We start from the raw sequence: 21,059 nt of genomic DNA, 5'->3' as shown, positions 1-21,059 counted from the left end.
CAGTAATTAAAACTCGACTTTTGCGCCAACGTAAAGTTGACGACCCAACGGTTTGTAGCCAAGCAAACGGCTATTATCTGCCGTAAACCCAGCGCCAGCTGTAAAGTATTCTTTATCAGTTAAGTTTTCTAAACGCGCATTCAATTCAATGCCATCTAGCAGTTGGTAATTTGCAGATAAATTAAATAACGTGTACGCACTTAACGTCGTATTATAGAAGCTAATCGATGGCCTATCCGAACGATAAATCATTGTTAGATTTACATCTAAATTTTCCCATTGCTTGGTCAATGTGTAATTGAACGTCTTTGAAGGGCGACGAGGTAAATCTTTTGGTTGGCTAGTTGAATTGTCTTTAGCGTCTAACAACGTTAAGTTTGTAGAGTGATTCAAACCAAACGCATCAAACTGAGCACTTAGCTCAATCCCCCTCATTGTTGCTTTATCGACATTGTATGCCACATACTTTTGAGTCTCATCATCTAGCTTATTAGCAATTAAGTTAGTGATGCGGTTTTCAAATATAGCTACATCATAACGACCCCATGAAGACGTCACAGTTAGACCTAGCTCATTGTTTTCCGCTTCCTCCGGCTCAATATCAATATTCGGCGCATACCAAAGACTATCAGCAACGAATGCATCATTTAAAGTTGGCGCACGAAATGCCGTGCCATGATTGAATCTGAACGCGACATTTTGATGAGGCTTTACGCCAAAGCTAGTCGTATAAGTATTCGCTCTGCCATGGAATTCATAGTCATCTGAACGTACAGCAATGTTAGCTAACCACTTGCTGTCATCATAAAAAGCACCAGCAAAAATAGCCGTATTATCACGCTCTGTTTGCGCAAACTTTGCGGTAGATTTTGATATGTCTTCGCGTAAATGCGAGATGCCAGCCGTCCCTTGTAAGGAGTCAATCACTGCAAAACGGGCGCGGTATTCAATTTCTTCACGCTCAGTGCTGTAGACATTGACTGTACCGCTTCCCTGTTGTGTATTTTCTTCTTGAGAAACGCTGACAGATGCATTTTGGGTTAAACGCTCAGAGCCCTTTTGCCAAGCGACTTTAGCTGTATAGTTATCAAACTCATACTCATCGTTGCCCCAATTGCTATCGTATTGCGCTTCACCTTGACTAAATTGGCCTAAAGCTGAAAGTTCGCCATACTCTTCAAAGTCATACGCCAAATTGAAGCCAAAGTTTTCGTTTTCGTACCCGTCTCTGTCGTGGTTTTTGCCTCTGGGGGCGCTCGGATCTTTTTCAATCACATCGTAGCCATCGGTTTCTTGATACCCAAGGTTGTAGCTTAAACGCAATTTACCAGACTTAAAGTGACCAGCTGCTTGCGCTTCAACATAGTTGTTGCTACCAGATGTAAGTGCAATTTGGTTTGTTTGAGACTCACGCGTAATGATGTTAATAACACCCGATACCGCATCTGAACCATATATCGCTGCACGCGCACCTTTTACCACTTCAATGCGCTCAATACTGTTTACTGGGATATTAGTAAATGACACATTGCCTGAGTTGGAATCACTGACTCTTACGCCATCTACAAGCACAAGAGTACGCTTAATTGACGCACCGCGGACAAAGACACTTGCGATTTGACCAAATCCACCATTTCTGACGACGTCAACACCGGGTAAAGTATTTAAGAGCGATGGAATGTCTCGTACGTTAAGCTTTTCAATTTGAACACGGTCAATAATTGATACGCTCGCTAGCGTATTTGTTATAGGTTGTTCGAATTTATTCGCAGTGACGGTGATGCGTTCAATATCTTGATTTGCAGATACGTTAAAAGAAGCCGCAGCTAGTACAGCAAGGCTTAGAGCAGATTTTTTAAACATGGTTTCCCCTACTTCGTGCCCACCGCACAAAGTTCAATCAATGAGTCTGGTTCAAGGCCGGTCTCCGGGCTCAACTGCGCGAACACAGTTCTACCGTTGCGGGGGCAGCGTTGGATTTGCACATACACTACTTGTGCGCACCAACTTCCCGATTATCCAATCTACGGACAGTTTAGCTGTAGCTTGGCACCTCGAAATTCAGCGCATATTGTCGGGATTTATAAGGGGGATGTCAATGGACGTCTAGAGTTCCAGCAAGGAATTTATACTTGGAACTCTAACTGGATCAAAGATTAGTCTCTGAAGTTTTTAAACTGAAAAGGTTGACCCAACTCAGCGGTGCGAATTAGTTGCATAACTTCTTGTAAATCATCTCGCTTTTTACCAGTGACACGTACTTCTTCACCTTGTATTGCTGCCTGAACTTTTAGTTTTGAGTCCTTGATAAGTTTGACAACCTTTTTAGCCATATCTTTATCAATACCTTGCTTCAACGCGACTTTACGAGCAAATGTTTTACCACTACGCTCCACGTCTTTTAGTTCAAAACTACCAACATCCAAACCACGCTTTGCAGCTTTACCAACAACCATGTCAAACAATTGCATAACTTGCTGTTCTGATTCAGACTTTAATTGAATTACTTCATCTTTTAGTTCAATCGATGCTTCTACACCTCGAAAATCATAGCGAGTTTCCAATTCTCTGTTCGCGTTATCGACTGTATTTTTAGCCTCGGTCATTTCTATTTCAGACACAATATCAAAAGAAGGCATTGCTCTCTCCTCAAATCAAATTTGCTTCGAATTATAACAATGCTCTTTAGCAATAAGATACCGTTTTATTGACGAACTTATTTGTTAGTAAGCACCCGAAGCGGCGAGTAACATTTAAGGTTTAAAATTAAGCCACTTAACGTTAATCCATTTTTCAGTTTTCGATGTTATACTGGATTTCCATCAAGTTGAAGTTGGAGTGGTTGTGACAAGACGAGTATATCAAACACTTTTATTATTATTTTTGATAGCGATTACTTATCTGTTTGCGAAAGAGGTTCAAGTCCAAGGAATTCAAATCCCTCATTTGGACAAAGTTGCGCACTTTGTGGTGTTTTTCGTGCTCGCATTTTTCTCCTGCCATGCATTTAAATTCAGGCCCTGGTTCCACATGGTCTTATTGACCAGTTATGGCGCTTGCGTTGAATGGATGCAATCTACCTTACCTTATCGTCAAGCGTCACTTGGGGACTTTATCGCTGATGTACTCGGTGCACTCAGCTACTTTATTTTACTTTGGTTGGTGCGCAGGTATCGAATGCGCAGAGCTGAGCTGTGACACCAGTTCATATTATAGGCAGGGGTGCAATTGGATTACTGCTTGCCAATAAGCTCACTCAGCACACCCAAGTGACTCTCATTACGCGTGATGAAGTGATTGATGATTACCACCTCATCGACAATGAAAAGTCCCATAAAATACCAGTCAATCAAACGACCTTTGACGCATTACGCTCAAAAATCACTCACTGCATTGTACCCGTTAAGGCTTATCAACTCTCCCAAGCGATACACGCACTCATTCCTCACTTGCATGATGATGCGAACATCATACTGAGCCACAATGGCATGAGTGACCTATCTGAAGTTAACCAATTACTCAAACCTAATCAGGGACTATACTTTTTATCTACTTCAATGGGCGGGATGAAACCGCTTGCCAATACCGTTAAGTACACCGGGGCAGGCCTTACTCAGATAGGAGCCTGTAACAAAGTTGCACAAATTCGCTTGCCAAACTTATTCCAAGAACTCATTCAGCCTTGTTTGTCTCAGGCACACCTCGTTGACAACATCAACGAAATACGCTGGCAAAAACTGTGTGTCAACATTGCTATCAATCCACTGAGCGCGCTGTTGCAATGCAAAAATGGTAAGCTGCGTGCACCTGCATATGCAAGGCAAGTTTTGTCTCTACTTAATGAGGCGTGTTTTGTCGCAGAGCTTGACGGCGTTGAGTTAAAGTTATCTTCAGAGTTAATGCGTGCATATCAAGTCATGAAACTTACCGCGGCAAATAACTCCTCCATGGCACAGGATATTAAACTCAGACGACGCACCGAAATAGATGCAATATGTGGATTTATTGTCTCTAGAGCCAACAAGCATGGCGTCAGCGTGCCAGAGAACGAATGGATGTGGCAGCAAATAAAACAAAAAGAGCGGGTATAAACCCGCTCTTTACTATGGTCTGTATACCTTCACTTTGGTAAAACCGTTTTCGTGTAGGATCAGTGCTTGAAGCTGACTCATTACGCCTTTGCTACAGTATAGGTAATAGTCTTTATCCTGAGGTAAATCACCGAATTTCGTCGCAAGACGGAAGAACGGTAAATGGATCACCTCAATGTCTTCAAGCTCTAATGGATCTGCGTCTTCTTCTTCAGGGGAGCGAATATCCACAACAACCGCGTTAGCAGGAAGCTCTGAGACATTTTCAGCTTCTTTAACTTCCTCTTTGGCTTCTTCTTCTATTTCACGAATATCTTTTATCGTTGCATTATTCACCACGGTATCTAAAACGTCAAAGTCAAAATTGGCTTCTTCTGCTTCGATTTTTTCTAGCACCGCTTTAACAGTAGGCTTCTTAGAGATAACACCGCAATACTCAGGCATCGCTTCAGCCATTTCGCAGGTACCAATCTCTCTGGCAATTCGAATGATCTCTTCTTTATCATGCTGAATTAGTGGTCGTAAGATCAAGGTCTCAGTCACTCTATCAATCACACTCAAATTAGCTAATGTTTGGCTTGATACTTGGCCAATGCTTTCGCCAGTAACCAGCGCCTGTATACCTAATTTTTGAGCAACCGCACTGCCCGCACGCATCATCATACGTTTTAGCACGACACCCATCTGGCTATTTTCTACGTTTTCCAGAATTTCCGCCACAACCGGCTCAAAATCAACTGTAATGAACTTAACACGGTGCGTCGAGCTATATTGTTTCCACAAATAATGACTGACTTGTTTTACGCCGATCTCATGAGCCGCTCCACCTAAGTTAAAAAACAAGAAGTGCGTTCGAGCGCCTTTTCGAATCATTTGATATGTGGCAACACCTGAATCAAAACCACCAGAAACCAATGATAAAACATCTTCTTGAGTAGGAAGCGGGAATCCACCTAGACCACGGTGTTGGCTCCTTACGATATAGGCAAACTGATCTTTGATTTCTATCTTTACAGTTTCTTGTGGCTTACTTAATTTAACGCTAGCCGACTCAACATTTTGATTTAAGCCGCCACCCACGTAGCGCTCTACGTCGCTAGAAGTAAAATCATGCTTACCTTGGCGCTTCACCCTAACGCAAAACGTTTTATTTTCAATCTGTTCTTTTACCAGCGGTAAGGTGTGCTGGTAAATATCGTCAAGCGTTTCAAATTGCTCTTCTTGTACTTCAAGAAATAGCACGATACCCGGCACGCGTTTTAAGCCATCAATCAGAGCTAGGCGCGTATCTTCATCACTGAGTTGACTCACAACGGTAATGTTGTCCCAGTTGTTTTTTACTGTTATAGCTTCGTCAATGCGACCCAGCAGCAACTTGATGTTTTTTTCCAAAATTTTTGTAAAACGCTTTCGCACCGATTTGCTTTTAATAACAATTTCAGGGTGCAGCTTGACGATAAATTTAAGCATAAGAAGTCACTCATTGGTGTGAAACTACAAACGTATTAAACGTCCAATCATTTTAAGGCGCGGGATTATAACAAACTTATTAAAGACTAGGAAATAAACAATCGGATTGGCAACTTTGTACGTGACAAACATACTTGGAGGCAATGTCGCAACACGCCCCCATTAAGTTGCTGTAATGATAAGTTACGCGATACTGGGTAAAGTCGTGTCGGCTTGCTCTTGGTAATAATCTCTTAATTGTGCAATTTTTTCTCGACTTAGATCAGTGGCGTAAGGCTTAAACAACATAAGAACCTTGACGATGCCATTGTATATATCTTTTTGTTCAAGCACCCCTGTCATTCTGCGCGCTTTGACATAGGGCGTCCAAAAGCTCACTACCATTTTCAACATATGCGCTAACTCGTCCGTATCCGCATCTTCAATATCGATAACGCCAGCATCACGAAGTCCGATAACAACGGCTTTTACTTGCTCAAATAAATGAGCTTGAAACTCAATATAATCACTTTTCAGCGCTTTATCACGCGCCAATATATCCGTTAAATTGTCGTAGAAGAAGTGGTAGCGCCACATCAGTTCGAACAAAGAGTCTAGATACTGTGTAAGCTGCTCTAGCGGCTCATGTTCAATACTAAGTGGTTTAAAGTGGGTTCTTAAGTGCTCACTATATAAGGAAAAAATATGCCGAATAATGTCTTCTTTATTTTTAAAGTGATAATACAAATTGCCGGGGCTGATTCCCATATTAGAGGCAATATGGTTAGTTGTTATTGCTCGCTCCCCATGCAGATTGAACAACGCAATGCTCGTACGAATTATTTTTTCCTTGGTATTCATATCCAACTCTCTTTACACGCTTAATTGAATTAGTGGGTTCACTTGCCCGCTTGGTTATCTGAAAATAGCACTAAACATATACAAGGTTAAATGAGCAAATTTGAAAGCAGACCAGTGAATTTGAGTGCGAAGCTTGCTAACATAGCAAAAATTTTTTGCGTTGCAACAATCCTATGAAAGTAATAGCTCTCTATCCAGGTACATTCGACCCTCTGACCAATGGACACTCAGATCTTATCAAACGCGCTGCAAAAATGTTTGATACTGTGTTACTCGCCATTGCCCACAACCCATCTAAGAAACCATGTTTTACACTAGATGAACGTGTTGAGCTGGCTGAGCAGGTCCTTGGTGATATACCAAATGTTAAAGTCATTGGATTTTCAGGTTTATTAGTTGATTTGGCCAAAGCACAAAATGCCAACGTTCTTATAAGAGGAATTCGTGCAGTCTCTGACTTTGACTATGAATTCCAATTAGCGAACATGAACCGTCGACTTTACCCTCAATTGGAAAGTGTATTTTTAACGCCTTCTGAGAGAAACTCATTCATTTCATCAACACTGGTTAAAGAAGTGGCGCTTCATCACGGCGATGTTAGCGAGTTTGTTGACCCTATTGTTGCTAGCGCACTTGTGGAGAAGCTACATAAATGAAACTCAGGCCTATAACGATTGCTTGCCTATGCGTAATGTCTTTGCAAGCAAAAGCAAGCCCATGGATCTCAGCCCAAGATAGCGTAACCAAGCATTCTATTGATCTCCTTGTGAGTCATGGGCTCATTAATCGGCCCGTCAATCAGTACCCCCTACTATGGCAAGGTATTGCTTATGACTTGAGTAAAATTGCTCCGGACATGTTAACGGAGCAAACCGCATTTGCGGTCAACCATTTACGTCACGCTCTAAATACCGACAAAAGGACCAAGCGTTCAGGGATTAAAGCACACTATAATGGTGAGCCTGGTATAAAAACAGGTATGGGAGAAAATAGCCGCGCAAAATCAGGGGTTCAATCATTTGGGGAGCTGACAGGCAGCAACGTCAGTGCCCGCGTACAGGTTAATTATGCCGATGACGGACTAGATGGCAAACACGTTAACCATCATGGCAGCCATGTCGCGGTGCTACTGGGGGACTGGGCTTTAAGTGCGGAGCGACTAGACTATTGGTGGGGTCCAGGTAATGAAACCGCCTTACTTCTTTCTAATAATGCAGCGCCAATGAAAGCAGTCAGGTTAAGCAGAGCAAATACAAATTACAGCGGCCCGAGTTTCTTATCTTTTATCGGTCCTTGGCAAATAACCGCTATTGCGGCAAAGCAACAACCAGCCAAACAAGAAGGTGATTTTTGGGGTGCACGCTTTTCCGCATCACCTTTGCAAGGCTTAGAAGTAGGCTTTGCAACCACTGGCAGTGATTTTATCTACTCCACTCAAGACACTGCTGAAAAGATTAAAAAGCAACGCCTCACTAGCGTAGATTTTAAGTACTCAACAGTTTTAAATGCCCAACCTATTGCTGTTTATGGTGAATATACAGGTGATAACGAATCTGGTGCGTTGCCTGACCAACCTTTGTTTACCTTTGGTCTAGAAAGTTTTTGGTCACAAGAGGACAGCAGAACCAAGGCCTACATTGAATACAGCGATACGCTTACAGACTGTCAGGCACAAACACGCAGTTTTCAGTGCAACTTTCAAACTCAAGGCAATGGCTCCGATTATACCGAACGGGGCCGATGGCTCGGCGCTTCGATTGGCCCACAAGCTAAAAGCTTAACTATAGCTGCTGACTATTTTCAAACCAACGGCGTGGGTGGCTATACCAAATTTAAACGCTCGGAATTTGAAGCTTTGCAACTTGACCGAACATTATTAGAGATTGGGTATCAACAAGGTGTGTTTAATGGGTTAATGAAAGCCAGTTTTAGCTTCTGGCAAGACAAAACACCACAACACAGCGAAACCGAGCACGCGTTTACGTTTAGTTGGGAGTATCAATACTAACGTTTGAAAGGCTGCAAAGACGCATAACTCTGGCAAGTAAGCTATGCAGCAGCCTTATCTAGACCTAACTTCCTCGTGATCAGTTGAATACCGAGCAAATCTCGATTTAAGATAACAACGCCAACCATAATTAAATCGATTACGTTAACCGTTGTCGAGTAAAAATACCACAAGCCCCAAGGTTGGTAATTTCCTAGTAGATGGGAGTCGACAAACATAGCTAGAAAAAGGGCTGAGTTGATCATCAACCCAAGGCAGCAATATACAATGACGGGTTGAACTTTTTCGCGCTTAAATAATATTTGCCGTGCAATCAACAAACAAATAATCGTGATTACGTCATAGGCTAGAAGGATACCAAAATCACTCGAGTGAAATTGTGTTGATAAAGACAGGTCGCTTACACCATAAGATGTCGCCAATATAAGGGAGCAAGACAGGGTTTGTAAATTTTTATTGATGGCAAGCACATAAAAAAATATGTTCATTAAACTCGCCATTACGAAGCCCCAAATAACAAGGGCTCCGATACTTAATCCGAAATAATCGTATGCCATTCGCTGTGTTGCAGTTAGCCGCCGTGCGGTGGTTTAGGGTAAATTCCACTACCGCGAGAGCCTGTAACCGCTCTTAAATTTGCTTCACTTTCAATAACATTATCAGAAAGCACCTTAGCTTTGCTAGTACTATTAGATGAATTCGTACGCTTACGCTTAAAAATAGACATTGTTTTCCCTTTATAAATATTAAGGCTATTTCTCATATGAAATAATTCATATGGATAGCTATATCGATGAGCAATAGACTGCAATACCCGGGCCACATGATATATAAAAAAAACAAAAAGTTCACCTAAGTTAAAGAAAACGCCAATATGTTTACAAAACGTACTAAAAATAACTATTCACGCAACCACCATTAAAACTGCCCTGCATAAAAGTAAAAGGCCCCGCAGATAAGTTATTTCCTAAATTAAGAGTCCTTATCTGCGGGGCCTTGTCGTATTGAGCAATGCCAGGGAGGTTGCTCAAGATTTTTTCAATTGAAGCGCTTTTTTAACTTGCGGCAAAGATGTGCCGCCCAGTGCTTGTCGGGCAGAAATACATGCGGCAATTTCTAACCGCGGATAAACATCTTCTTCAATTTGTGGACAAATGCTTTGGAATTCGTCAAGCGTAAGCTCTTCAAGGTTTTTACCTTGCGCAATAGCCTGTTGTACCAGTTGACCGACAATATGGTGCCCTTCTCTAAAGGGAATGTTTTTAGCAACGAGGTAATCAGCAAGCTCAGTGGCATTTGCATGCCCCCCTTTCGCAGCTGCTAATGTGGCTTCACCATTAACCTTGACACCTTTAATACACGCTTGTGCCATATGAAGAGATGCAATCCAAGTGGGTAATGCATCAAACAACCCCTCTTTGTCTTCCTGCATATCTTTGTTATAGGCTAAAGGCAATGCTTTTAAAGTCATCATCATGGCACTAAATGCCCCAAAAACACGCCCCGTTTTGCCACGGATCAGCTCCAATGCATCTGGGTTTTTCTTTTGTGGCATCAGTGAAGAGCCAGAAGTAACGTTGTCCGATAACTCAATAAACCCTGATTCACCACTGTTATAGAAAATCATGTCTTCAGATAATCGGGAAAGGTGCATCATCGATATAGACGCGCAACTAAGTAATTCCACGACGAAATCTCTATCTGACACTGCATCTAAGCTGTTGCGTGTCGCATTTCTAAAGCCAAGCTCTTGAGCAAGTTGCTCTCTATCTATTGGGTATGCCGTACCCGCTAAAGCTCCACTCCCTAGCGGACACTCATTTAATCTTTCTATTGCGTCAGCTAAGCGCGATTTGTCACGCTCAAGCATTTCAACATAAGCGAGACACCAATGGCTGAATAGCACAGGTTGAGCACGTTGCAAATGGGTGTAACCTGGTAAAATTGTACCTAACTCACGCTCAGCTAACGCAATAAATTCAGATTTTAAATCTTCAATTGCTTGTATTACCTGTTGTGCAGTTTGGCGGCTCCAAAGGCGAAAATCAGTGGCGACTTGATCGTTACGGCTACGTCCAGTATGCAGTTTTTTCCCTAAATCCCCCACCTTTTCAATCAATTTTGCCTCAACATATGAGTGAATATCCTCATAGCCGCTGCTAGCAATTTGCTGCGGCGCTTGTTTCGCTTCCTCTAGTAACGCACTTAAACCGCTTGTTAGCGTGTCACACTCATCATGTGAGAGCACTTCAACTTGCTGCAATGCACCTGCCCATGCGATTGAGCCAATTATATCTTGCTCAACAAGCTGATAATCAAACGGTAAAGAGTCATTGAACTGCTTGAAAGCTTCATCCGGTCCTGTAGAGAAACGACCTCCCCATAATGCCATTATCTTACTCCTCTACGACGATTTCTGTTTATTCAGCGCGGCAATACGACTTGATAATGAGAACAAACGAATGAATCCCTCTGCATGGGATTGGTCGTAAACATCATCTTCACCAAATGTCGCAAAGTCTTCACTGTAAAGACTATTTGTAGACTGCTTCTGCACCGCTGTTACTTGGCCTTTGTATAGCTTTAAAACAACCTCCCCAGAGGCCGGTACCGCCAACGCTTGTGCAGCTGCTAGAATGGAATCTTTCAGTGGCGTAAACCAACGACCGTCATATACCAAATGGGAAAACTCGCTAGAGAGCGTTTCTTTCCACTTGCGGCTCGATTTATCTAGCACTAATTCATCAATTGCTTGAAGTGCAGCCATGATCACGGTGCCTCCTGGCGTTTCATAACAGCCTCTAGATTTCATACCGACTAAACGGTTTTCAACAATGTCGACACGTCCAACACCATGTGCAGCAGCAATATCATTGAGTTTTACCAAGCATTGATATGGACTATAACGCTCTCCATTAACAGCAACGACTTGCCCTTGTTCAATTGATAAAGACACAAATTCTGCTTGATCTGGCGCTTGTTCTGGGGAAGCTGTCAAAGTCCAGACTTGATCGCTTGGCTGGTTCCATGGATCTTCAAGTTCGCCACCTTCATGAGAAATATGCCAAATGTTTGCATCTCGGCTGTAAATCTTCGTTGCTGATGCTGAACAAGGAATTTGTCTCTGAGCCAGATAGCCCAATAGCGATTCTCTACTGGATAACTCCCATTCGCGCCAAGGTGCGATCACTTGGAGATCAGGAGCCAGTGCGGAAAAGCAAGATTCAAATCGAACTTGATCATTACCTTTACCTGTACACCCGTGTGACAAAGCATCAGCCCCGACTTTGCGCGCAACCTCTACTTGAGCTTTTGCAATGATAGGGCGTGCCATAGAAGTACCCAGCAAATAAGTGCCTTCATACACTGCACCCGTTTGCAAAGTAGGGTAAATATAATCGCTTACAAGTTCTTCTTTTAAATCTACGATGTGGCATTCACTCGCACCTGAAGCGAGCGCTTTTTCTTCAACCCCAGCCAACTCCTCTTCACCTTGACCGACGTCGGCGACGAATGCGACCACTTCGCAACCGTAATTTTCTTTTAACCAAGGCACGATTGCAGACGTATCCAAACCACCAGAATACGCCAGTACTACCTTTTTTACTTCGCTCATAACTTTAAAACCTTTATTTAAATTGGTTGTTTAACAAGGTAACCAGTAGCGCATTCTGGGCATGCATCCGGTTCTCTGCTTGTTGAATAATTTTTGACTTATCGCCATCCATCACGGTAGAAGTTATTTCGTACTCCCGATGTGCTGGTTGGCAATGCAGTATGGTTTGAGCGCCTGTTTGCTCCACCAACTGTTGATTTATTTGGTAAGGCATAAACACCTCTTTAGCTTGTTCTAAAGTAACGTTACTGCCCATAGATACCCAAGTATCTGTGTATAATATATTCGCGCCTGCAGCGGCTTCTACACGGTCACTTACCATGATGCTGGCACCATTTACCGCCGCTATTTGCTCTGCTTGCTTCACTATTTGTGCATCTGGCGAGTGGCCTTTCGGACATACAGCAACAAAGTCTGTGCCTAAACAGGCTGCCAATAGCATAAGCGAGTGAGTCACATTATTTCCTTCACCTAGATAAGCGAGTTTCAAGCCGCTCACATCACCGTACACTTCCTGTATCGTCATAAAATCCGCTAACGCTTGGCAGGGGTGGTATAGGTCACATAAGCTATTAACCACTGGAACTGATGAATACTCAGATAAGGTTGTCAGTGTGCTGTGGTGATTGACTCGCGCAACAATTGCGTCAGCCCACGTTGAAATATTCAACGCAAAGTCTTTGACTGACTCTCTACTGCCCATGGCCCCATTTTGTTGATCCAAGTAAACTGCATGACCGCCTAATTTATTAATACCAATATCAAATGACAAACGAGTTCGCAAACTGGGCTTCTCGAATAAAGTTACAACAGATTTTCCCGCTAAAGCTTGCGCAAAATCTTGAGGCTGAGCTTTTATTTGGTGTGCGAGAGAAAGCAATTTAAGCAGCGCAGCTTGGTCAAATTCCAAGCCATTAATAAATACATTGTCCATTATTTTTCCTAAGGTAAAATTTGAGTTCCGACATGTTCGCCCTTGATCAAAGCGACTAAATTCTCTGGCTTTTGCCAGCTGGAAATGTATACGCCCCGTCGTAAATGTTGGGCAGCGTGAAGACTGGTCTTAACTTTGACCTCCATCCCGCCCACAATAACCTTCTCATCGATTAGCGTAGAAATTTGACTTGCGTCTAAGGTGTGTAATGGCTGCTTTTGCGCATCTAAAACTGCTTCCACATCGGTCATAAAGATAAGCTCACCATTAATCGTTTGAGCAATGGCTGCAGCGGCTTCATCTGCATTAACATTGTACAGAGCACCATTGTCGCCAATGCCAACAGAACTCACTAGAGGTATCCGACCCAACTTCAATAACTGCTCTAGCAAGCCAAGATTTTCTTCAGCGTAACAAGTCCCTACTTGCCCCAGTGCTTTAAGCTTTTGTTTAGTCATCAAGCCAGCTTCAAAGAGGCAGGTGCCAATCGGCTTCAAGCCCGCCACAATTGCTTGCCCCATTAATTGCTTATTTGCACATCCAGCCAGTGCACCAACAATATATGGCATTTGCTCTTTTGGGCTTATTCTAAGTCCTTGATGCTTTGCAGTTGCAAAACCAGCATCTTGTAACCAGCTATCAACCAACCCCCCCCCACCATGCACAATGACAAACTGTTTGCCTTCTTGTTCACTCACGTGGGCTAGCACTTTAAACAGCTCAAGCGCTGCTTGCTCAGTATTAAGTACCGCGCCACCCACTTTAACTACCCATATTTGCTTGTCGCTCATGATCAATCCTTTAACCCTTTAGTCGCATCGAAGCCACTGACAATATTCATACATTGCAAAGCCTGGCCAGCTGCACCTTTAAGTAAGTTATCAATTGCAGCTATGACAATGAGTTGCTTACCTTGCTGTTGCCAGCCAATGTCAACATAAGGTGTGCCAGCGACTCCCTTAATTGTAGGTAGCACGTTTCCTTTCAATCGAATGAGCGGTTCTTCTGCAAGGCTTTGATACGCAGCAGCCACGTCACTTTCAGTCACATTGTCGGCAAGCTGCACATAGATAGTTTCGAGAATACCACGAGAAAAATTACCTAAATGTGGCGTAAACAGAACAGGGTGATCTAAATACTGCGTTATCTCAGGGCCGTGGCGATGATTAAACAATCCATATGGTGATAACGACACTTCACAAAACTGCGTTTTAAGTGCGGCTTTTCTTCCCGCGCCAGTAACACCCGAAACTGCATTGATAATGATTTGTGCATCAGAAATTAGCCCGGCATTTTTTAAAGGCTTAAGTGCATTGAGTGCAGCCGTAGGATAGCAACCAGCAACAGCAATCAGCTGTGCATGTTTAATACCTGCTTGATTCCACTCCACAAGTCCATACTGTGCTTGGTCGAGCAGCGCTTGGTGGGCATGCGTAAATCCGTAATACTGCTCGTAGAGTGATGAGTTCGCTAATCGAAACCCACCTGACAAATCGAATACCTTCACGCCCAAATCGAGAAACTTCGGCGCCAAGTCCACGCTAACTTTATGATCTGTACACAAGCAGACGTAATCCGAATCAGCAGCAATTTGTTCAAAATACTCTTCATACAAAGGCTGCAAAGTAATGTCCAGCAATCCCGCATGTTCAGGGTATAACTCGCTGAGCTGCTTACCTTTATCCAAACTTTGCTGAGAAACAAAACACCCTTTTAAACAAAATTGGGGGTGGTTGGCTAATAATTTGGCTAATTCTGCGCCACTATATCCACTGGCGCCTATAATAGAAACATTCAACATCGATAACTCGTTTATTTGATTAAGTAGGGGGTCAAATTTGCTAAAGATGAAATGTTCGTCGCATTTGCCAACCCTCAATAATTATTCTTTAAAAATGAATTGATATTCATACTAAACAAGTATAAATTTTTATGCAACATCTTTGAATAAATATTTTGGAGTATTATGCCTCTTCCCAGCTTTCTTGATATGTACAAAAACCTCATTGAACTGCCATCAATTAGTGCAATTGATAAACGCTTAGATCAAAGTAACAAAGCGGTTATCGACACTTTGGCGACTTGGTGTCGCGAACTTGGGTTTACTGTAGAAATCTCGGAACTTGAAAATGCTCCGGGTAAATTTAACTTGCTTGCGAAACGCGATCCACTCAATAAACCTTCAACAGCTGGTGGCCTTATGTTAGCAGGGCATACCGATACGGTGCCGTATGACGACACAAGGTGGCATTCAGATCCATTTAAATTAAGTCAGAAAGAGAATAAGCTTTATGGTCTCGGTGCCATTGATATGAAGGGGTTTTTCGCTTTTGTACTTGAGGCCGTTGCACAGCTTGAACACACACAACAAAAGTCACCTATCTTGATATTAGCAACTGCAGATGAAGAAACAACTATGGCGGGTGCTCAACAGGTAGCCAAACACCAGCAACTAAAACCTGACTATTGCGTAATTGGCGAGCCTACCGATATGGTCCCTGTTTTTACACATAAAGGGCACATGAGCAGTGCTATTCGCATTACTGGCCGTTCGGGGCACAGCTCAGATCCTGATCGCGGTTTAAACGCCATTGAGATCATGCAGCAAGTCATATCCAGACTGTTGCAACTAAAAGAAGAATTAAAGAATAAATATTCAATTGAGCATTTTTCTGTACCCTACCCCACTCTAAATTTAGGACATATTCATGGTGGGGACAATGCAAACAGGATCTGTGGCTGTTGCGAACTTCATATCGATATCCGTCCACTGCCAGGTTTAAGTATTGTAGAACTTGAGCAGATGCTGCTAGCAGCCATGCAACCGATTAATGACCAATACCCACAAAGTGTTGATGTCATCGACCTCCATGATCCAATCCCCGCGTTTAGTGGAAAGCCGGACAGCGGCCTAGTAAAGCTTGCTGAGAAGCTCTCAGGTCAAAAGGCAATTGCAGTAAACTACTGCACTGAAGCGCCGTTCTTACAACAGCTCGGATGTGAAACCTTAGTTATGGGTCCAGGTTCTATAACACAAGCCCACCAGCCTGACGAACATTTAGAGATGGAAAAAATCAAGCCAAGCCAAAAAATGATTACCGACTTGATCTATACATGTTGTTTTGAAGACAAACAAAAAGCAAGCACTTAGCTTGCTTTTTGTTCACTGAGAGAGCGGTAATAAACGTTGGTTACTTAAGCGTTTCTTTACGCTCATTGTAATAGTCAATTAAGTCATCAATAGCCTGCTGACAGTATTCTTTAATACCTGAAACCAGCATGTGCTTTTCACCAAAGCCTACTTTTTTGCCTTCACTCAACAACTCAAAACGTAAGATTATTTTTCCGCGTTTCCCCTCAAAACTAAAGTCTGGCTGTGCAGCTTCAAGAGAGACTTCAGACACATCCAGCGTATCCAAATGAATTGACATAGATTCGTAGATCACCATAGGTCGAGCAGGATTGATCATGACTTCCTGCTGGCCCATTAGAGGAATAATCACGTGTGGAAACGCTTTGCCCGAAAAAGCCACATAATTTTTGATAAGACTTTCTACCAATTCAGGACATTGTTTGCTTTCGCCTGACCGTTTCACTGAAAGCATGACTTTCTCATTTGAGACGATATCAAAAGCTGCGCTCGCTTGAGGGAACTCAAGCTGAGATGTCTCATCTACCATACCGGAGAAAGTAAAATGCATGTCTTCACTAACACCGTACTTATCCAGCACCAAAGAAAACAGTAAATCTCCAGGGACACAAAACTTCTTCGCATCAATGTCGTGTAAAGGGTTAAAGTCGTCCGCAACTTGTTTTGCGAATTGACTGCCTTGTTCACGGCTAATCACAAGTTTATTGGTTTCTTCTTGATAGTAAGGTGTAAGCATAGTTAACTTCTTTCTTGCATGAAAATCGCGCTATATTAGCAGAAATAAAGCACAGAGAGGTCATATCTGTGCTTTTGTATTGTAACGTTTGGTTTCAAAAGGCTTTTTTAAGCACCAGATTAAATTGGTTCCGATGAATATGACACAAAAGTATTCTTATCTATAGACGAAACATACAAGAAAAATTAAATCAGTGCATTGAGCGGCTCTTGACCCCAAGCATAAATGACAACCACAACCAATAACAAAAATATGGCATAGGCAATCCATCCTTTTTTCATTCTAGGCGCCGCAGTATCGATATCATTTTTACCTGTCAGCAGCGGTTTAACCAAGTTAACCCCTTTGACCCGATACATCATAATCGCAACTATGTGTATCGCAATTGCAACTAATAAAATATCAATATTAAGACGATGGATATCACCAGCGATTTCAGCTAACTCATAGCTAATATAGGTCACAAGTGGGCCTTCCATAAGAATGTCATCGGTCGTCATTAGGCCTGAAATCAATTGAACAAACACCAATACAAAGAATGCCAGTACCATCAAGCTACCAGCTGGATTATGTCCTGTATGCGAAGATTTAGACTTTAACGCTGCAAAGATATGTTTAGGATGATGGAACAAACTACTCAGTTTAGCCGTATCGCTACCAATAACGCCCCAAATCACGCGGGTTATCATCAATGCCAACAACAGGTATCCCACAACAAAATGTAGGTCTAGCCAGCCCTCTTCACCAGAGAAGTATAAAACAGCAATCCCCACCACGAGTAACCAGTGAAAACCACGAATAAATCCATCCCAAACTTTTGTCATAATTGCCCCAAATGACCGTATCTTCTGTTCAAAGGTTACCTGAGCTGCGCCACAAAGACGATGCTTTTATCAAATTTGGTGCGATTTTATTGAGGTAGGCCAAATAAGGAAAGAGATCTAACCCGAAGAATAGCTCTGATGGGTTTCTCTGAGGCGCGGTTTAAATAAGCCGCACCTCAGAGAGTCGGATTATACTATAAACTTGCACGAATAATTTTAGTGCTTTTTTCTAACGTCACGGCTTGTTGCTCACCTAAAGCTGTCATACCGTGCCTTTCGAGCTGTTCGGTGATTTTGCTAACCGCTTCTTCACCAATGCCATAGTCGCTCAGGCGCGTTTTCATATTGACACTATTGAAAAACTGCTCTGTTAACTCAATCGCCGATGCTATTGCATTGTCTTCATCGGAGATGTCTAAACCCAGTACACGCTCGGCATATTGTAGTAACTTGCTCCGCTTTGCTTCTTTTTGCTCTGCCATCATTCTTGGTAGAATAATGGCTAAGGTCTGTGCATGGTCCAGACCATACACTGCGGTGATCTCATGGCCAATCATGTGTGTTGCCCAGTCTTGTGGTACCCCTGCACCGATTAACCCATTTAATGCCATTGTTGCTGACCACATAATATTGGCACGGACTTGATAGTCTACATCTTCCGATACCAGCTTTGGCCCTTCTTCCATTAAGGTCATCAGCAAACCTTCAGCAAAGCGATCTTGCACTTTGGCACCAACAGAATAAGTTAGATACTGCTCCATTGTATGGACAAATGCATCAACGACCCCGTTAGTCAGCTGTCTTTGTGGCAAGGTTTTCATTACTTGCGGATCTAGCACTGCAAATTTTGGCTGGATGTGAAGAGATGCAAATGGCAATTTGTCGTGAGTTTCACTGTTCGATACAACACTGAAACTATTTGACTCTGAGCCTGTTGCAGGCAGTGTCAGTACAACACCAATAGGCAAGGCTGAAGTGACCTCTGCACCTTTACTCAAAATGTCCCATGGCTCACCTGAAAAGTTTGCTGCGGCAGCAATAAACTTACTTCCATCAATCACTGAGCCGCCGCCCACTGCTAAAATATAGTTGTAGCCTTCAGCCTTGATTTTCGATACGGCTTGCATGCAAGTTTGATAAGTTGGATTAGGCTCAATACCAGCAAACTCTCCCCAGCTGAACTCGCTAAGCGCTTGACTTACCTGCTCGTAAATACCGTTATTTTTGATACTTCCACCACCATAAACAACCAGTACTTTTGCTTCTTGCGGTATCGTTTTAGTGATTTCTGCTATTTGATTTTCGCCAAAAAATATTTCTGTTGGATTATAAAAATTAAAATTCAGCATACTTGCCCCTGCTCTGACGACTAGTTTTGATTGCACACAGTGTAATGATAACCCTCAGCGAGATCATTATTCAGTTCGCAATTCTCTTTTGCACACAAGCAACAATCAATTAAAATATACTATTATATTTGCAATATGAGAAAGGAATATGTGGCAAGGCATAGACATTTTTCTAGCTATTGTGGAGCACGGTAGCTTTAGTAAAGCAGCACAAGCACTTGATGTATCAACATCACACGTTAGTAGGCAAATCCAACAATTGGAACAAAGACTCGGTACCGTGCTTTTACAACGTACAACCCGCAGTATAAACCTCACTGAAGAAGGTATTGCCTACGCAAGTAAATTGAAAGTGATTCAACAGGAACTCGTAGATGCGAACAATGAATTACAAGGAGTACAGCACACGCCTAAAGGGCCGATTAGGATTACAGGTGCAGGAGACTTCATGGCAAACCGAGTCGCTCCAGCGATTGCACAGTTTGGCAAACGCTATCCTCAGGTCAATATCCATATAGACTTTAACGCTAGAACTGTCGATCTAATAGAGGACGGATTTGATCTCGCGATTCGCTTTGGCAGATTACAAGACTCGAGATTAATTGCGAGAAAATTGAGCTCTCGAAATATGATGTTACTTGCCAGCCCTGAATATCTACAAGCTTCCCCTCCTTTAAATACCCCGTCAGATTTACACCACCACAACTGCTTGATTGCCCTCTCAAACCGCTGGCGTTTTCACCTTGACAGTGGAGTAGAAGAAGTGAGAGTAAACAGCAGTTGGCGCAGTAACAATCCTCAGGCAATCATTCATGCTTGCAAAGCAGGGTTAGGTATCGCCCACCTTGCCGAAGATATTGCTGCCGACCATATTTCCAGCGGAGAGCTAATACCGCTACTGGAAAAATATCAGGTGAGCGACAACGCTTCTTGGCTAATATACCCACGTAAAGATCTTATTCCACTAAGAGTTCGTCTACTGATTGATTTTCTGCTCGACTGGTTTAAGTAAGCAACTCACTTGCACAAGCCAATCAAATCACATACCATTTAAATCGCACACGATTAAATCTAGAGAGATTAAAAATGATATACGAATTTAAAGCAAATACCCTACAAGGTAATCCGTATAATTTTGCTAGCTTAAAAGGCAAAGTAGTGCTGATAGTCAATACCGCGAGCAAGTGTGGTTTAACCCCCCAATATGAAGGGCTTCAGCAACTACACAATGAATTGAGTGTGCAAGGCCTTGAAATAATCGGCTTCCCCTGTAATCAATTTGGCCAACAAGAGCCAGGCAGCGCCACTGATATACAGCAAGGTTGTTTGATAAACTACGGCGTCGATTTTACTATGATGGAAAAAATTGATGTCAATGGCCCACATGCGCACCCGATCTATCAATATCTAAAGCCTGCTTTACCAGGGTTAATAACCAACAACATCAAGTGGAATTTTACTAAGTTTCTTATCGGTAAAGATGGTCAACCCTTGCACCGCTACGCACCCACGACAAAGCCAGAAAAGATCAAAGCTGACATTTTAAAAGCATTGCAGGCATAAACAATGAGCGCGAAGTTCCCCGATCTAAATTTAGATAAGCAATTGTGCTTTAGCTTATATGCCGCCTCTAGGCAGGTTACACGTTTGTACCAACCTCTGCTCAAACGCCACGACTTGACCTATCCACAATACATTGTGTTATTGATTTTATGGCAAACTGACGGGCTCATGGTCAAAGACATCGGCCACCAGTCTCAATTGAAGAGCAATACACTCACGCCACTTCTAAAACGCTTAGAACAAAGCGGGTTAGTAAGCCGCAAACGAGCGAAGGAAGACGAAAGGCAGTGTTATGTATTTCTAACCGACAGAGGAAAGGCCCTTGAAAACGAATGCGCTTGTATCCCAATGGAGATGATGGGACAAACAGACATGTCATTGGATAAATTGATGCAGCTAAAGTCGCTACTAGATGAGTTTTTACAGCTACAAGAAAAGCATGGCGGGTGATTACCCGCCATGGAATGAGCCGTTTGG

21 protein-coding genes, 1 pseudogene and 1 riboswitch are annotated in these 21,059 nt (G+C 42.7%); of the genes and pseudogenes, 8 read left to right on the top strand and 14 right to left on the bottom strand.

The annotated features are described in order from the left end of the window. Positions 1-6 precede the first annotated feature (6 nt). Together N480_RS21325 and N480_RS21320 are read right to left on the bottom strand one after the other, a co-directional pair. On the bottom strand, positions 7-1,863 hold the full coding sequence (locus N480_RS21325; protein ID WP_063374457.1) for a TonB-dependent receptor domain-containing protein: 1,857 nt from the start codon (positions 1,861-1,863) through the stop codon (positions 7-9). Between the two features lie 37 nt (positions 1,864-1,900). After that, positions 1,901-2,072: riboswitch (cobalamin riboswitch) on the bottom strand. An 84-nt stretch (positions 2,073-2,156) separates the two neighbouring features. Beyond that, positions 2,157-2,639 (bottom strand): YajQ family cyclic di-GMP-binding protein, encoded by a 483-nt coding sequence (locus tag N480_RS21320; protein ID WP_063358679.1) that lies wholly within the window; start codon positions 2,637-2,639, stop codon positions 2,157-2,159. Between the two features lie 205 nt (positions 2,640-2,844). Between N480_RS21320 and N480_RS21315 the strand changes: the two genes are divergently transcribed. Together N480_RS21315 and N480_RS21310 are read left to right on the top strand one after the other, a co-directional pair. Next, on the top strand, positions 2,845-3,198 hold the full coding sequence (locus N480_RS21315; RefSeq protein WP_063374456.1) for a VanZ family protein: 354 nt from the start codon (positions 2,845-2,847) through the stop codon (positions 3,196-3,198). Continuing rightward, a complete protein-coding gene (locus N480_RS21310) occupies positions 3,195-4,091 on the top strand; it encodes a ketopantoate reductase family protein (RefSeq protein WP_063374455.1) in 897 nt (298 codons plus the stop codon). Before N480_RS21315 ends, N480_RS21310 begins: the two co-directional genes overlap by 4 nt. Before the next feature lie 12 nt (positions 4,092-4,103). Here the strand turns inward: N480_RS21310 and thiI are convergent, their stop codons facing one another. Both thiI and N480_RS21300 read right to left on the bottom strand, forming a co-directional pair. After that, the gene (gene thiI / locus N480_RS21305) at positions 4,104-5,561 is read right to left on the bottom strand and encodes a tRNA uracil 4-sulfurtransferase ThiI (protein WP_063374454.1); all 1,458 of its coding nucleotides are present in this window, start codon (positions 5,559-5,561) and stop codon (positions 4,104-4,106) included. A gap of 183 nt (positions 5,562-5,744) precedes the next feature. Further along, the gene (locus N480_RS21300) at positions 5,745-6,401 is read right to left on the bottom strand and encodes a TetR/AcrR family transcriptional regulator (protein WP_063374453.1); all 657 of its coding nucleotides are present in this window, start codon (positions 6,399-6,401) and stop codon (positions 5,745-5,747) included. A 173-nt stretch (positions 6,402-6,574) separates the two neighbouring features. Here N480_RS21300 and coaD point away from each other — a divergent pair, with 173 nt between their 5' ends. Together coaD and N480_RS21290 are read left to right on the top strand one after the other, a co-directional pair. Beyond that, a complete protein-coding gene (gene coaD / locus N480_RS21295) occupies positions 6,575-7,057 on the top strand; it encodes a pantetheine-phosphate adenylyltransferase (protein WP_063374452.1) in 483 nt (160 codons plus the stop codon). Further along, a complete protein-coding gene (locus tag N480_RS21290; protein ID WP_063374451.1) occupies positions 7,054-8,409 on the top strand; it encodes a capsule assembly Wzi family protein in 1,356 nt (451 codons plus the stop codon). The genes coaD and N480_RS21290 overlap by 4 nt, the downstream gene beginning before the upstream one ends. A 41-nt stretch (positions 8,410-8,450) precedes the next feature. Here N480_RS21290 and N480_RS21285 read toward each other — a convergent pair whose 3' ends face one another. The 7 genes and pseudogenes from N480_RS21285 to argC all read right to left on the bottom strand — a co-directional run bounded on the left by N480_RS21285 (position 8,451) and on the right by argC (position 14,757). Next, positions 8,451-8,897 (bottom strand): hypothetical protein, encoded by a 447-nt coding sequence (locus tag N480_RS21285; protein ID WP_081231952.1) that lies wholly within the window; start codon positions 8,895-8,897, stop codon positions 8,451-8,453. Positions 8,898-8,980: 83 nt separating this feature from the next. Further along, the gene (locus N480_RS25485; protein ID WP_155730605.1) at positions 8,981-9,136 is read right to left on the bottom strand and encodes a hypothetical protein; all 156 of its coding nucleotides are present in this window, start codon (positions 9,134-9,136) and stop codon (positions 8,981-8,983) included. A gap of 306 nt (positions 9,137-9,442) precedes the next feature. After that, positions 9,443-10,801 (bottom strand): annotated as a pseudogene (gene argH, locus N480_RS21280) (argininosuccinate lyase); the annotation flags it as partial. A gap of 12 nt (positions 10,802-10,813) precedes the next feature. Further along, positions 10,814-12,025 carry an argininosuccinate synthase gene (locus tag N480_RS21275; protein ID WP_063374448.1) on the bottom strand — a complete coding sequence of 404 codons (1,212 nt, stop codon included), beginning with the start codon at positions 12,023-12,025 and terminating at the stop codon, positions 10,814-10,816. Positions 12,026-12,038: 13 nt separating this feature from the next. Continuing rightward, on the bottom strand, positions 12,039-12,959 hold the full coding sequence (locus N480_RS21270; protein ID WP_063374447.1) for an ornithine carbamoyltransferase: 921 nt from the start codon (positions 12,957-12,959) through the stop codon (positions 12,039-12,041). Between the two features lie 8 nt (positions 12,960-12,967). Further along, positions 12,968-13,750 carry an acetylglutamate kinase gene (argB, locus tag N480_RS21265; RefSeq protein WP_063374446.1) on the bottom strand — a complete coding sequence of 261 codons (783 nt, stop codon included), beginning with the start codon at positions 13,748-13,750 and terminating at the stop codon, positions 12,968-12,970. A 2-nt stretch (positions 13,751-13,752) separates the two neighbouring features. Next, on the bottom strand, positions 13,753-14,757 hold the full coding sequence (argC, locus tag N480_RS21260; RefSeq protein ID WP_196761536.1) for an N-acetyl-gamma-glutamyl-phosphate reductase: 1,005 nt from the start codon (positions 14,755-14,757) through the stop codon (positions 13,753-13,755). A 168-nt stretch (positions 14,758-14,925) separates the two neighbouring features. Between argC and argE the strand changes: the two genes are divergently transcribed. Then, positions 14,926-16,110, top strand: coding sequence for an acetylornithine deacetylase (argE, locus tag N480_RS21255; RefSeq protein ID WP_063374444.1), 1,185 nt, complete (start codon positions 14,926-14,928; stop codon positions 16,108-16,110). 40 nt (positions 16,111-16,150) lie between these two features. Here argE and N480_RS21250 read toward each other — a convergent pair whose 3' ends face one another. The 3 genes from N480_RS21250 to N480_RS21240 all read right to left on the bottom strand — a co-directional run bounded on the left by N480_RS21250 (position 16,151) and on the right by N480_RS21240 (position 19,019). Further along, on the bottom strand, positions 16,151-16,846 hold the full coding sequence (locus N480_RS21250; RefSeq protein WP_063374443.1) for a DUF3581 family protein: 696 nt from the start codon (positions 16,844-16,846) through the stop codon (positions 16,151-16,153). A 185-nt stretch (positions 16,847-17,031) separates the two neighbouring features. Continuing rightward, positions 17,032-17,670 (bottom strand): cytochrome b/b6 domain-containing protein, encoded by a 639-nt coding sequence (locus tag N480_RS21245; protein WP_063374442.1) that lies wholly within the window; start codon positions 17,668-17,670, stop codon positions 17,032-17,034. 194 nt (positions 17,671-17,864) lie between these two features. Then, on the bottom strand, positions 17,865-19,019 hold the full coding sequence (locus tag N480_RS21240; RefSeq protein ID WP_063374441.1) for an iron-containing alcohol dehydrogenase: 1,155 nt from the start codon (positions 19,017-19,019) through the stop codon (positions 17,865-17,867). A gap of 148 nt (positions 19,020-19,167) precedes the next feature. Between N480_RS21240 and N480_RS21235 the strand changes: the two genes are divergently transcribed. From N480_RS21235 to N480_RS21225, 3 genes are all read left to right on the top strand, one after another. Next, a complete protein-coding gene (locus N480_RS21235) occupies positions 19,168-20,031 on the top strand; it encodes a LysR family transcriptional regulator (RefSeq protein ID WP_063374440.1) in 864 nt (287 codons plus the stop codon). Between the two features lie 74 nt (positions 20,032-20,105). Further along, positions 20,106-20,582: a glutathione peroxidase gene (locus N480_RS21230; RefSeq protein ID WP_063374439.1), complete on the top strand. Its 477-nt coding sequence runs from the start codon at positions 20,106-20,108 to the stop codon at positions 20,580-20,582. Between the two features lie 3 nt (positions 20,583-20,585). Beyond that, the gene (locus tag N480_RS21225) at positions 20,586-21,032 is read left to right on the top strand and encodes a MarR family winged helix-turn-helix transcriptional regulator (protein ID WP_063374438.1); all 447 of its coding nucleotides are present in this window, start codon (positions 20,586-20,588) and stop codon (positions 21,030-21,032) included. The last annotated feature ends 27 nt before the right edge of the window (positions 21,033-21,059 follow it).

Origin of the sequence: Pseudoalteromonas luteoviolacea S2607 (assembly GCF_001625575.1) — a bacterium.
In the GTDB taxonomy this organism is placed as follows: Bacteria; Pseudomonadota; Gammaproteobacteria; order Enterobacterales; family Alteromonadaceae; genus Pseudoalteromonas; species Pseudoalteromonas luteoviolacea_E.
Note: the sequence above shows the minus strand (reverse complement) of the source record. Positions and strands in the feature narration are given on the sequence as shown.